10 protein-coding genes are annotated in these 12,994 nt (G+C 55.5%); all 10 read right to left on the bottom strand.

All coding sequences use genetic code 11. From position 1 onward, the window contains the following. Positions 1 to 6 precede the first annotated feature (6 nt). On the bottom strand, positions 7 to 546 hold the full coding sequence (locus P8S54_RS13580; protein ID WP_281442156.1) for a hypothetical protein: 540 nt from the start codon (positions 544 to 546) through the stop codon (positions 7 to 9). Next, positions 540 to 974 carry a lysozyme gene (locus tag P8S54_RS13575; RefSeq protein ID WP_281442155.1) on the bottom strand — a complete coding sequence of 145 codons (435 nt, stop codon included), beginning with the start codon at positions 972 to 974 and terminating at the stop codon, positions 540 to 542. Before P8S54_RS13575 ends, P8S54_RS13580 begins: the two co-directional genes overlap by 7 nt. A 167-nt stretch (positions 975 to 1,141) precedes the next feature. Further along, positions 1,142 to 1,432: a type VI secretion system PAAR protein gene (locus P8S54_RS13570; RefSeq protein WP_281442154.1), complete on the bottom strand. Its 291-nt coding sequence runs from the start codon at positions 1,430 to 1,432 to the stop codon at positions 1,142 to 1,144. Positions 1,433 to 1,459: 27 nt separating this feature from the next. Next, positions 1,460 to 2,044 carry a GNAT family N-acetyltransferase gene (locus P8S54_RS13565; RefSeq protein ID WP_281442153.1) on the bottom strand — a complete coding sequence of 195 codons (585 nt, stop codon included), beginning with the start codon at positions 2,042 to 2,044 and terminating at the stop codon, positions 1,460 to 1,462. Continuing rightward, positions 2,028 to 5,678, bottom strand: a complete 3,651-nt coding sequence (gene tssM, locus P8S54_RS13560) for a type VI secretion system membrane subunit TssM (RefSeq protein ID WP_281442152.1) — start codon at positions 5,676 to 5,678, stop codon at positions 2,028 to 2,030. The genes P8S54_RS13565 and tssM overlap by 17 nt, the downstream gene beginning before the upstream one ends. Before the next feature lie 37 nt (positions 5,679 to 5,715). After that, the gene (gene tssA, locus P8S54_RS13555; RefSeq protein ID WP_281442151.1) at positions 5,716 to 7,212 is read right to left on the bottom strand and encodes a type VI secretion system protein TssA; all 1,497 of its coding nucleotides are present in this window, start codon (positions 7,210 to 7,212) and stop codon (positions 5,716 to 5,718) included. Between the two features lie 11 nt (positions 7,213 to 7,223). After that, positions 7,224 to 7,877, bottom strand: coding sequence for a type VI secretion system-associated protein VasI (gene vasI, locus P8S54_RS13550; protein WP_281442150.1), 654 nt, complete (start codon positions 7,875 to 7,877; stop codon positions 7,224 to 7,226). Further along, a complete protein-coding gene (locus P8S54_RS13545; protein ID WP_281442149.1) occupies positions 7,874 to 9,514 on the bottom strand; it encodes a sigma-54 dependent transcriptional regulator in 1,641 nt (546 codons plus the stop codon). The genes vasI and P8S54_RS13545 overlap by 4 nt, the downstream gene beginning before the upstream one ends. A gap of 4 nt (positions 9,515 to 9,518) precedes the next feature. Further along, positions 9,519 to 12,140 (bottom strand): type VI secretion system ATPase TssH, encoded by a 2,622-nt coding sequence (gene tssH, locus P8S54_RS13540; protein WP_281442148.1) that lies wholly within the window; start codon positions 12,138 to 12,140, stop codon positions 9,519 to 9,521. 8 nt (positions 12,141 to 12,148) lie between these two features. After that, positions 12,149 to 12,994: a type IVB secretion system protein IcmH/DotU gene (gene icmH, locus P8S54_RS13535; protein WP_281442147.1), complete on the bottom strand. Its 846-nt coding sequence runs from the start codon at positions 12,992 to 12,994 to the stop codon at positions 12,149 to 12,151.

Below are 12,994 nucleotides of genomic sequence, written 5' to 3'. Positions count from 1 at the left end.
ATGGCGTCATCCTTGAATTTGATTGCTTAAGCAGGTATCAGCGTTCTTATTAAAAGAAAGCGGGCTATCATCAGTTGAATGTTTTTCAAGCCTGTAGAACCAACCATCTGAAAAAAACCAAAGCATATCCTCAACAACTTCAAATATATAAGGAGGCTCATTTAGCTTTTTTCCATCCACGGTCAGCGTTCTTATATTTTCTCTTTCTTGACCATAGCCATAGAAATTACCAAATCGTTCATCTGCCCTTGGAACATTTCCCTCTTCATTCTGTATGGCGTGAACTTCAATGTCATAAATAGGTTTTCCATAAAAAGCCCTATCTAAAAAAGAAAACTCATCCTCCTTTATTACCACTAAAGAATTTAAATGTCTAAAAGCCTCTTCATTACTCACTAAGCCGCCACGGTAGCGTTCTATATTGGCGACAAAATAGACACCATAAAGCTTCTCAAGAGCACCCTCTTTTTCAATGGCCTCTGCATTAGTAAAAACTAAAGGAGGAAAAGCAAAAAAAATTATAACTCCTTTAAAAATATTCACCATCTTTCGTACACCCCCTTTGAAAACATTTCCCACTCTGCTGAGCGCCGATTTATTAGACCTTGATTCACTTGGCCTTGGGATTTATTCCAAGCCTTCCATGCGTCTTCCAAGGAAGAGTATGGTGTCTCAGCTTGGGGATCATTTATCAGCTTAACCGCTGAAGATGAGCTAAAGCCGCCAACACCGATGTTATAAGCGAGCATAACAGCAGCATCTAATTGGTGGGGCTCAAGGGGTACATTAATAATGCGATTTACTGTATTTACGAACGGTGTTAAGTCATCCTCAAAAACTTGATCCGCCTGCTCGGCCGTAATGCCATTTTGATAAATAGGCCATTCTTGTTGTGAAATAAGGTGCCCATATCCAATCGTTGCTCCGGGCACCCACTGGTTTATTTCTTCACCAGTTTGATCGTCGTAAGGCATTAAGCTCAGTTGCTCAACATCTTTGAGCTACTCTTTGCCCGCTTCACTCAAAACCGACGAACTAGCAGATATAGAGGCCTCTCTGTTAACCGACTCAGATACAGTAGAGCTTGCGGTAGACGCCATAGAAGCAGCAAATGCCATTGCAGAAACGCCACCAATCCCAGCTATGTCGCCCCCTCTCCTGAACCAGAGCCAATCACTACACCGCCGCAATCCACCGAGTGGCCCGTGAGTGCCGCCGGTTTGCCGTCGATTAAAATCGTGCTGGAACCTTGCGCAATAGCACGTGGATGCGGCGGATGCTTGGGTTTGTCGTGAGGTTCTAACGGGTCGCCCACCCTGGCGACTGGTTTACCGTCCATGAACACCGTGCCACTGCCCGCGATAACCGGTGTCGGTGGAAAACCATCGTGTTCAGTGCCGATATCACCCACTAATACAAATTTCTGGCCCAATGTTGATACTCCTTATTCTGATCCCGCTTATTCGTCCCACTTTGCTGGGGCTTCGTAGCTGGCAACCTCAAAAGCATCGACGTATTGGCGGGTAAAGCCTGCGGCTTCGAGACTCTCAATGGCCGTATGACAGGCCATTGGCAAACGTGTATGCAGCGGTACACCGCTTAAGCTGCGTCTTACGGCCATTAGCAGCCGTGTGCCATGGCCGCTGCCTTTCCACTCTTGGCTAATGTAAAAAAAGCGCAGTTGCCAGGCGGCTTCATCATCCGGCCGACAAGCGAGCACCATGCCGAGCGGTGGCCCTTCGCCATGGCGCAGGGAAAGCAGCCGCCCCTGCCAGTGCTGAACCTGGCCGTCCTCTCGCTGCAGCCATAGACCGCGATGCACGGTGAACTCCAACGCCCGGCGCAAGGTGTCTAATACGCTTTTATCTCGCAACACCCAAGGGGAGCGCCCCTTGGCATCAGCCTGATAAACCGCCTCAATAAAGCTGTCGATGTCTTCGCTACGCGCCTCTTCCAGGGCGCGCGAGCGTTTTATATTGCGCTTGTGGCGCCTTATAGGCCGAGGTTCGCTGGAGGTAAATAGCTGCTTAAGTTTGGTCAGCATCACCGCCTCGCTCCGCGTAAAGTGCTGATGGCAGCTGGAAGCCTGCCGCTTGTGGGCGCGTGAAGGGGTTGGGTGCGCCGTTGGCAAACAGGCGATAGCGCATCGTGCCGCCATCAACACTGAAACGCAGCTCTAGCTCGCGCTCACTCACGCTGGTGATATCGGCCTGTTCCAATAACCGGAACCAAGCCCAGGCGCCATCTTGTGCCACGCTACGCGGAGAGCGATTCACTTCACTGGGCACCATGGTGATACGGCTTTCCGTACCACCGCGTAGGGCGTTTGGCCAAATCATTGAGACGCGCTGGCTGGCACTGTGGGCATATTCAATTAATTGCCCATCAACGCTGATCACACTGCGCCGTTTGTCGGGGCTTAGGCTCACCGGTTCCAGGGCAAACTCTACGTCCAACGCGCCGTCGCGGCTGAAGTATGCACGCCGGATCTGTTCGGCCTGTTGTACGGCACGGTGCAGGCTGTCGCGCAGTAGAGAATTGCCTTGGGCATCCACTAGGTACTCAGGGGCACCTTCAATAAAGGGCTTTAAGCTGTCTTCATAAAAGGTATCTAAGGTACCGCCTGGGGAGAAGAAGTCCTCAAAGTCACTAAGGGCTACTTCTTGAGTGGCGCTCGGTACTAAGGGGTAGCGGCCAGCCAAACGCTCTTGATAAGGCGCGACCACGTCGTCAAGCCAGAGGTGCTCTAGGTGGCGTGTGGCGCTGACCATCATTAGCTGCCAGCTCTGGCCAGCTAACTCATGCAACATGTTGCCAACCGGCTGAGGCGTGTTGTCGGCAATACGCTGGAGGTTAAGAATGGGGTCGTTACCCCGCAGCGAGAGCCGATCACGCACATTCATAAAGGCCGCACGCTCAGCATTACTAGACTCTTCGATCTCGAGTAAGTAGTCGCGTAAGTCGGTTACCGCTGCTTTGATTTCTTCTAGCGAAGAAGGGTTGTCGTTACGCGCCTGGCTCAACTGGTTGATCGGTGTGAACGGTTGCTCAATGGCAAGCGCCAGCTGATAGCGCTGGGATTGACGCAGAGCCTCGCGGGCCTGTTCGTCATCAGCGGGCAACTCAGGATAGAGGCTGGTATTGCGCTCCACGGCGGCCAGTAATCTATCTAACGGGCGCTGGGAACCGACCAGTGCGTCAGCGACCACAATGGCTTGATGAATATCCGGCAGAGGCACTAACTGGGTATTGCGCAACGCATCACGCCAACTGACATGGTAATCACTGACATAGTGCTCACGCAGGGCCGCTTGCAGCTGCTGCTTATCCGCATCGCTGAAGTTGATATTGTCACGCTGCCCGAGTACCCAAACATCGATAAGCGCCAGTTCAGTGGCTCGATCAAGCTCATGTAAGAAGTAGTTCTCAAAGCCATCTCGGGTAATCAAGTGCGGCAGGCGCACATGCTCTGGCTCATCGTTGCGGGCCATAAAGACGGTATCAAACATAGTGCCCACACTGCGGCGTAAATCCAGCGATTCGCCTTGGCGGCTACCGGCTGCTTTTAACGCAGCGTATATACGCTCATCAATTGGCTGACGCGATAGCTCTTCTTGAGCCGCATCCAAGCTGCCACGCAGCGGCGCCATTGCCTGAGCTGGGCGCTGCTGCCCTTGGGCAATATGGCCTTCTAGGTCACTGTGCTCCAAGGCATAGCCTAGGTGGGTTAACAGCCGCTCTTGAACGTCGCCCTGCTGGGGGAAATAGGCCTGCCAGCGCTGGGCCATATAGCGCTCTACCCGCTCGGGCTGACGACCACTGGCATCCGACATCATGCGCAGTACGCGCAGCAGTGCCAGCTTCGCATTGCTGCCTTCTTCAGCGCGGTTCATGTCGTCCATGATGCCAATCATCAGCGCTGGTAGGAATTGATGCTCAAGCATGGCCAAATAGGCACGTTCAACCTGGGCACCAATGATATGCCCCTGGTATAGCCCCATATCGGCCAAATAGGGCGTATGGGTGCGGTAACCATCGAAAGTTTCAAGCGCGTAGCGCAATCTGTCCAGCGGTTCTAAAAACTCGTAACCACTGGGATCGTCGCTTTGGAAGGCGTCAGGCTGTGCGGCTAAAAACGTTTCCGCCCGCTCTTCTACCGCGGCCAGAGACACGCTGTTTTTCTGGTAGAAATGCGCCCAGCCCCCTACCAGGCCTATGCCCATAATCAAACAAGCCACTAGGCTAATATTGCGCGCACGACGGCGACGCTCTGTCACCCTGGCGTTATCACCGGCTAAGCCAGCCTCAGGGTAAATGACCTTATCAAATAGCTCTTCGGTAAAATAAAGCGCACTGCGTGCTGCCCGGTGTGCGGGCTGAATACTGTCATCCATGCCGTAACGGCGAGCGGCGGCATCCACAAAGGGGTCTTCTGGAACACCCTGCTGATATACCGAGGTAAAGTACGTGCCGCGCACCATGGCCGCGGTAGAGAATCGGTCACTGGATAGCGCCTCGGCCAGAAAGCCGAACAGCACATCGCGCAGGCCTGCCAACTGGCGAACAAAGCGGAACACCGACTCGCGCTCTTCACGGTCGCGACACTCCGACAGCATGGTGGGCAGATGCTGATTTAGACGCGCCAGCATGGCGTCGTAGTCGGCCTCAAACTCTGACTCCCATTTCCCAAGCGTATCCATGGACGCTGGCGAAAAGGTAAACCCTAACGGCGCCCGGCGCGCATCGCGGGAGTAGTGGCGGAAGAAGTCATCAAAGCCGTACAGCAAGTCCATTTTGCTAAACGTGACGTAAACCGGCAGCCGGGTGCCGTGGCGCTCCATTAATTCTCGCAGACGACTGCGCAGTAGCGCGGCATAACCTTTACGCACCGCCACTTGAGCATGACTCAGACGAGCAAGGTCAAGTACCAGTACAACACCATCTAAGGGGCGCTGGGCGCGATTGCGTTCCAGCCAATCAACGAAGTGATCCCAAAGCCTGCGTTGAAGCTCCTGAGGCTCTCCACCTTCCATGGCGCCTTGGGTGAGCAGTTCACCGTCAGGATCAATCAATACCGCTTTATCGCCAATCCACCAGTCAAAGCCAAGCTGGCCTTGCTTGCTGCTCTGGCCAGACGCTTTCATCACGTGGGTGAGGGCAAAGTTTTGCCCTGAGCGATTGATCAGGCTGGTTTTACCGGCGTTTTCGACCCCCATCACCAAGTACCAAGGCAGGCGATAGCGGCTGCTATGGCCGCCGCCTAAGCTGTCGGCAATTTCATTTAACACGCTGTTAAGAGACGCTTCTTGGCGCTCCACTTGGGACATGATCGGGTCTTGGAGACGAGCATCTTCCTGCTGGCGCTCTTCATCCAGCGCCCGTAAGCGTCGTGCTAAGCGCACGCCCCAAATCACGGCGATCACCGTCACTACGGCTAGTGTGGCCAATAGACGATTCGTTAACGGCGCGAGGGGCATTACACCGCGAACTTCCCAGCTCGGCCCTAGCCACCAAATCGCGACGACCAACGCTACCAGCAGCACCGCCCAAAGCAGCGTTGAAAGCCTTAACAACCCTTTGGCTTTGTTACCGTGAGCATTGGCCCGGTTTTGCGCCGTCTGAGCCCTCGACATACCCGGCACCCAGCGGCTTAGCTTTGATTTTAATGTTGACCACATTAGCCTTTATCCCTCGTCCCTTTAATGATGAACATTATTAGTGCGTGTCTTTAACCGCTGCGCTAAGGCGCGATACCAGCGAAGGTTCCCACTGCTCTAGCGCAAGCTCCTTAACGGTCTTATGCAAGGTGTGGTAATGCTGCTGCGCGAGGCTTTCCAACCCGTTTTCGTGCAATAGGTCGGCACTCGCTAACCGCCAATACGTGCTTTCACGCGGTGATCGGGCAGCGCTTAAGCCTTGATCAAGCACTTTTAACGCTGCCCCTATATCGCCACTTTCTACCGCGCCACGGGCTTCCTCTAGCCCCGCCTGCCATGCCTCACCACCACCCCCTGTACCGCCACCGCCTGAGGCACTGCTGTAAAGCCAGCGCTGAGTTTCGTCGTCAACGAACCCTGCGCCGTTGTTAAATGTCAGCTTTTCAATCCCCGGTAGCCGCTCCACAAAACGCTGTGCTTCATCGCGAATGGCCTCGGCACAGCGCGGGTGCCCTAACTGCTTTGCCAAACCAGCGCTAAGCCGATGGCCCTCTATCCAATAGGGGCTGACCGCCAAACTATTTTCGATACGCTGCCATAGCTCGTGGTCACCACCGCGGGAAAGTGCTTCCCGGTAGTCGGCAATACGGTCTGCGGAAACCGGCGCTAGCTCGGTTTTACCCGTTTCTTTAGAGCCAGGTAGCGCCTGAATTGAGCTCCATACTGCGTAGCGGCGAAGGCGATATGCTAGCGGTTCACCCGGCGACTGCTCACTTAAGAAGTCCGCCATTTTGAGCAGCGCTTGGCGATTAGAGCGCTCATTGCCCGCTTCTAAACGCAGCTCTGGCGCCTTTGCGGTCGCAGGCTGCGTAGCGCCTGAACTATTTGCTTGATGACTACCTGGCGGGATACTGCCTTGCTCATTACTGCCTCTCTCTTGGCTACCTGCATCCTTGCCGCCAGCGTTGCTGCCACCGCTGGCAGAAGACGGCTGAACCGGGCGCTGCGCTAATAGCTGCCGGTTTAAGTCGCTTAGCGCATCCCCTGGCAAAGAGAACTGCTTTGCTCGCGCCTGCAGCTCAGTGAGTGCGCTTTGACAGGCCTCGAACTCATCTTCAGCGTTATGAAAATCAAGCCCAGTGGCGAGTTTGACGCTGCGCTGAGTAAACTGTTGAAACAGCCGCGGGCGTAGCTTGGCACCGCGCGGGCCGTTAAACGGGTAGGCGTGCTCCCACCACGGCTGCTCAAGCGCTCGCGACAGCAAACGCAGCGAAAGCGCAAAGCGCACGCCATTACCATCATGCTGTAAGCAGTGCAGTAAATGACCTAGCACTTTCAGGTCTTTGCCACGCTGACTGAGCATTTGAATCGCCAACGCTTCAGCGGTTTCCCAGGCAACACTGGCGTGCTGCAGTGAACCGACTTTCATCATCTCAGCATCAAGAGCCATGTAGTCGCTCGACTCTTCAAGCGACTCCCCCACCGGCGGGCCCTGTTCGTTCGCGGCCAGCGATGCTAATAAAGGATCCAGATGAACTTCAGCAGTAATACGCATAGTTTGTTCCTTTACCAACGGCACGCTTCGCGTAGCGGCTGAATGAGTTGGCGAAGGTCGGCAATATCAAAGCGCAAGCTATTTAAGCTCGATACATCGCTTCTAATGGTGACTTCGTTGGCGTTAAGCAGTTGGCGCAAGGTATCTATAGCGGGTAACCCTCGGCCGCCATTAATCACATGCCCGCCATCACGCACTCGCCACTGCTGCTGGATCGTGGCGCCACTCGCGGTTAGCTGTAGGTCAACGCGGGCATTAGCGATGGGCTCTGGCATATGCAGCTGGAAACGAGTGATCTGCTTTTCACAAGCCATGACCATGATCGGCCGTGGGGGCGTCGTGCCCAGCGCGGGAACACTCATCAACACATCGTCGCCAGTGAGCCCCACTAACAAGCCAATGTCGTCGCTATCGCGATCCCTCTCCTGACGTTCGATTGCATACCATAAATCCGGTAGCTCTCGATCCTCAGTGGAAGAGGTGGCGGTTTGAAACACGCTGTCATAGCAGCTCAACCGCTCTAACCGCGACGGTTCATCTGCACACTCCAGCGCGCTTTCAAGCATTGCCTGGTGCTGTTCCGCTAGTACGCTTGTACTCCCCAAACCCGCGATAAGGAGTAGCACCCAGCACGACCACTGGCGGATTGGTAATCTCTCTTTCATTTGGTATCCAGTTCTAGCAGCTGACATTTATGTGCCAGTGTTCGCTTAGGTAAGCCGAGGCTTGCTGCGGCTTGGGCGCGATTGCCACCAAAATGCATTAACCGCTGTCGGATGATGGCGGTTTCAACGTCGCGAAGCGTTTGCCGCAAGTCGTCGATATCATTGGGCAAAGAGAGCCCCATGGAGAGCCCCGAATTATTGCCTTGAGACGCTGAGGCCACCTGCCCATCGCTTTCGCCAGGAAAGCCTTGTTCGCCCGGAAACGTTTGCTCGTTCGGGAAGACATAGGCATCAATATCCGCCCCTTGCGGAGTCATGGCGCAGGCGTAATCAATCAAGTTCTTCAACTCACGCACATTGCCGGGGTATTCCCGTCGCTGTAATAAGCGCAGCGCAGCCGGGGTAATCCCCATCTCGTCGCGCGTTTCCCGGGCACAAAAGTCGCTAATGAAAGATTGTGCTAGCAGGGCAATGTCGTCACGCCGCTCTTCCAAAGGTGGCAAAGTGAGCGGAAATTGTCCTAACCGGTAGTAAAGGTCAGCGCGGAAATGTTGGGCTCGAATCTGCTCGCGCAGCGGCTGATGTGTAGCCGCCACTAAGCGCAGATCAGCACAGCGTTCTTCGCTGGCCCCAAGCGGTCGGTAACGCCCGCTTTCAAGCACCCTTAATAGCTTGGCCTGCAACGCCAGCGGCATATCGCCGATCTCATCCAGAAACAGCGTACCGCCGTCGGCTTGGCTGATCAGTCCTTCCTGGGCATGATCAGCGCCTGAAAACGCCCCTTTGGCATGACCAAACAGCTCAGACTCCAGCAGTGATTCAGGAATCGCCGCGCAGTTAATGGCCATAAAAGGGCCTTTTGATCGGGCCGAAAGCTGGTGCAATGCCCTCGCCACGCGGTCTTTCCCGGTACCTGTCTCACCTTGTAGCAGCACGGCCAAGTTAGTTTCTGCCGCCCGAACCACCTGTTGACGCAGTGTTTGCATGGCAGAGGATTGGCCCAGCAGATCGTCGGCTAACTGCTCTGCCAACGCTTGGCGGCGCGCGCCATCGTTGAGCTTGGCGAGCGAATCGCGTAGTGCCCGCGAGCGGTGTCGCTCTCCCTGCTCCCGGGACAAGCGCGCCCACAGCTGGCACAGCAGCTCCTCAAATGCTGTCATGCCGGGGTCATCATTGAGGGTGCTAAACGTGTTGCCGTCACCCACCATCAACAGCACCCCTAGCCACTCTTGCTCACCGTCCTTGGCGCGCAAAGGCCTTACTTGAAGCCGTTTTTTGGCTCCTAAGTTGGCGACCTGGGCCTGAAAGCCAGCGTGATCCAAGCGTGTACGCGCATCACCAACGCTTAACGTGAGCGATTTACCGCTGCGGATCACGTGTGCATAAGGGTGGCTAAAATCGCTGCAATCAAACTGCACCGAGTCACCATCGCGACCAAGCCAACGTCCGCTGCCTTCTACAAACAGGCACTCTGCGCAGTCAAGCGCCAAGCCATCGCACAGTATCTGCGCTGCGCGCTTACGCAACACTTCGGCATTGCCGCTTTCCACCAGAGTTAACGCGATGGGCATAGCGGCAAGTGGCGATGATAAGCATGCCCTGCTGGCAGCAAAGGCGTCGATGGCTTGAAGCGTCATGATGTCACGCCACCTCCGCGGTAAAGGTGCCCTGTTCGGCATCCACACCTAACGCTACCTTGGTCACCTGTTCACGCTTTGCCATGCGTTCAAGCAGCGCACGGGAAAGCGGCGGCAGCAGTTCGCCATCAATCACAGACTCCAGCATCCGCGCGCCATTTTCACTACGCGTGGCACGTTTACAGATCGCTTCGGCCAGGCTGTCATCAAGCACCACTTCTGCCTGGCGATGACGTTCGCGAATACGGTTAGCTAAGGTATCCAGCTTGGCCTTCACAATCTCGCGCAGGGTGTCGCCATCAAGCGGCATATAAGGCACGACTTCCATACGTGCTAATAGCGCTGGCTTGAAGAATTCCGCCAGTACCGGGTAGAGCGCCGCATCCAGCGCGGCGGGGTCATCGCCGTAGCTGACAATTGCTTCATAGCCCAGGTTGGAGGTTAGGAAGAACAGCACGTTTTTACAGTCGATCACGCGCCCTTCGCCATCGGCCAGCTCACCCTTATCAAAGGCCTGGTAGAACAGGTTCAGCACATCCGGGTGAGCTTTTTCGACTTCATCCAGCAGCACCACCGAGTAGGGGCGCTGACGAATCGCTTCGGTTAATAGCCCGCCTTCGCCAAACCCGACATAGCCCGGGGGTGAACCAATCAAGCGTGAAACGGTGTGCTTTTCCTGGTACTCAGACATATTAATAGTGGTAAGAAACTGGCGACCGCCATACAGCTGGTCAGCAATTTGCACCACGGTTTCGGTTTTACCCACGCCACTGGGGCCTACCAACAGGAACGCGCCCAGGGGGCGGCCGGGGCGGCGAAGATCCGCTCGCGCGGTCAGCAAATGACGATGGATACGCTCAATCGCACTGCCCTGGCCTTGGATTAATGCCCCCAGGTGCGTGGGTAGCTCAGTAAGGCGGGTTAGCTCGTCGCTGGTCATGCGTTCGACCGGCACGCCGGTCCAATCGCCGATTACCTGGGCAATCTGTGCTTCTTCTACGCTTGGGTTGACCAACGCGAAAGACTCTTGAAGCTGCGCTAACTGTTGCTCACGCTCGGCAAGCTCTTGATGGATGCCTTCCGGCAATGGCTCAGCTTCATCGCCCTCTTTCGCTGCTAACAGCTGGCGATGCATCGACACAATGGCATCCACACACTCACGCTGGACTTTCCAAGCGGCTTCTAGGCTAGCCAACTCGTCTTCCAATTTGGCTAAACGCTCGGTTAGCTCGTGGTGGAGTTCGCTGTCAGGCTCCCGCCCCAGCAGGCGTTCGCGCTCCACCTGGTAACGCTCACGCAACGCAGCGGTGTGCTCACTTTGCAAATGGCTAAGCTTGCGTGGCGGCGTATCTAACGCTTGGGCTAATCGTGTGCAGGCAGTATCCAGTACATCGATGGCTTTATCAGGTAACTGCCGACCCGCCAAATAACGGGCAGAAAGCGCTGCGGCTGCGCGCAAACCGCTGTCGCCAATCAACACGCCGTGGGCGCGCTCATACACATCGCGCAGGCCGCGTAGAATCACCAGCGCTTGATCAACACTAGGCTCGGCCAGGGCAATAGGTTGGAAGCGACGTGAAAGCGCCGGGTCTTTTTCAAAGTACTTCTTGTACTCACGCCAAGTGGTGGCGGCGATGGTACGTAGCTCGCCCCGTGCCAAGGCAGGTTTAAGCAGGTTGGCCGCGTCACCGCCCCCTTCCTGGTTACCAGCCCCAATTAAGGTGTGCGCTTCATCAATAAACAGTAGCGTTGGGCGTGGGGCGTTTTTGACCTCGTCAATGACGGCCTTCAGACGCTTTTCAAATTCACCTTTCACCGCCGCACCGGCCTGGAGCGCACCTAAATCGAGGGTCAGTAACTCAACATCCGCCAGAGCAGCAGGTACTTGCCCGGCCACAATGCGTGCGGCCAAACCTTCCACTACGGCACTTTTGCCCACCCCTGCATCACCAATCACAATGGGGTTGTTCTTGCGCCGACGCCCTAGGATATCGAGCATCTGGTCAATTTCCGGATCACGCCCCAGTACCGGGTCAAGCTCACCCCGGCGCGCTTGTTCAGTCAGCGACGTGGCAAAGCGTCCCAATGCGCTGTCATCAGTACTGCCAGGGGACGCCGCACGCTGGCCTGGCACTGCATTGTCTTGAGGTGCTTCGGCGGATTCGGCCGTTAAACGCTCGAAATGGCGGCGTAAATTTTCACGGTTGATGTCTGCCAACAGGCGAACAGAGCCTGCGCCTAAATAGCGCTCAGGGCTATACAGCAGGGCGGTAAAGATGGCGCCACTGCGCAGCTCGCTGTGCTGGTATTCAGTGGTACCCAGCAGCCAAGCATCTTGAAGTAGCTCCACCAGCAGCGGTGAAAAGCTAGGGGTGGTGACCTCAAGATCACGCGGTGGACGCATATCTTCAGCGAGTTGAGCTCGCAGCTCAGCGGCATCGATATCGAATGTTTCGCATAAGCAGCGCACGTCGCATAGCGGCTGATCCAGCAGTGCCTGCAGCAAATGAGCAACGGTGACCTCGGGCGCCTGCTGCTGCGCGCATAACACAGCTGCCTGTTCGAGTCCTTGGCGAGCGATCACGTTTAAACGGCTTATAAGCGCCGGAAGCTCTACCCTGAGCATGGTATCTCCTATCGGTAAATTTGATTGAGTAGCGTGGTAATTTGTTCAGACTGCTGGTCAAGTGACCATGACAAGCCCAAATACACCGACACCATGGCAATACCAAACAGAGCAAAAATGCCCCATACCGGAAACCCTGTACGCAGTCGCTGCCGACCGTTCACCACATTGCGCAGTGGTTGCGTCAGAGCCTCTTCAGGCGGCTGGTCGAGCGTTGCCAGTTGGTCGCCCAGGGCACGCACAATTTGCTCGTACTCATCACGCCCGTGAGACATCACACGGTAACGGCCTTCAAAGCCAAGGCACAGGCACAGATAGATAAACGCCAGCATGTCGCGATAGCGCTGAGGCTCTTGCTGCAGGCGTGAAAGGATTGAGAACACCTTCTCACCACCCCAGGTTTCGTTATGGAAACGCGTTAATAGCGAGTGCTCTGCCCACTTGCTCTGACGCCCCCAGGGCATGCCCATGACCGCTTCATCAATGAACGAGCACAGTACGTAGCGATAAGCGAGCAACGTCGCCCGGTCATAACCTTGCTCTGTGAGTTCAATTTCAATGGCGGCAATCTCGTCCACCACCTGGCGATAAAGGCGTTCAACATCGCCTGCACTGTCGAGCTGGCGAACACGCACTACCATGCCAAGCAGGCTACTGGCGGCATCTACCAGCGGATTTAGGTTGTGGCCGCGTAGACGAAACCAATAGTCTTCATCAGCATCAAGCTGTTCCGCATGGCTATGTATCAGGTGCTCTAAGCCGCGCTCGTTAATGAGGTCTTCGTGGCGCACTTTGTCCCGGTGATCAGGACGAGCGCGTGCAAGAGGTTGTTCACCTGTTGAGAGATGTTGCAT

The organism is Halomonas sp. M1, from assembly GCF_029581375.1.
GTDB lineage: Bacteria > Pseudomonadota > Gammaproteobacteria > Pseudomonadales > Halomonadaceae > Vreelandella.
This window is presented reverse-complemented; position numbering and strand designations above follow the sequence as displayed.

Bases quoted from the DNA above. Each gene is read 5' to 3' on its own strand.
- P8S54_RS13545 (WP_281442149.1), bottom strand. From the start codon at position 9,514: ATGACGCTTCAAGCCATCGACGCCTTTGCTGCCAGCAGGGCATGCTTA.
- tssH (WP_281442148.1), bottom strand. From the start codon at position 12,140: ATGCTCAGGGTAGAGCTTCCGGCGCTTATAAGCCGTTTAAACGTGATC.
- P8S54_RS13565 (WP_281442153.1), bottom strand. From the start codon at position 2,044: ATGCTGACCAAACTTAAGCAGCTATTTACCTCCAGCGAACCTCGGCCT.
- icmH (WP_281442147.1), bottom strand. From the start codon at position 12,994: ATGCAACATCTCTCAACAGGTGAACAACCTCTTGCACGCGCTCGTCCT.
- tssA (WP_281442151.1), bottom strand. From the start codon at position 7,212: ATGCGTATTACTGCTGAAGTTCATCTGGATCCTTTATTAGCATCGCTG.
- P8S54_RS13580 (WP_281442156.1), bottom strand. From the start codon at position 546: ATGGTGAATATTTTTAAAGGAGTTATAATTTTTTTTGCTTTTCCTCCT.
- vasI (WP_281442150.1), bottom strand. From the start codon at position 7,877: ATGAAAGAGAGATTACCAATCCGCCAGTGGTCGTGCTGGGTGCTACTC.
- P8S54_RS13575 (WP_281442155.1), bottom strand. From the start codon at position 974: ATGCCTTACGACGATCAAACTGGTGAAGAAATAAACCAGTGGGTGCCC.
- tssM (WP_281442152.1), bottom strand. From the start codon at position 5,678: ATGTGGTCAACATTAAAATCAAAGCTAAGCCGCTGGGTGCCGGGTATG.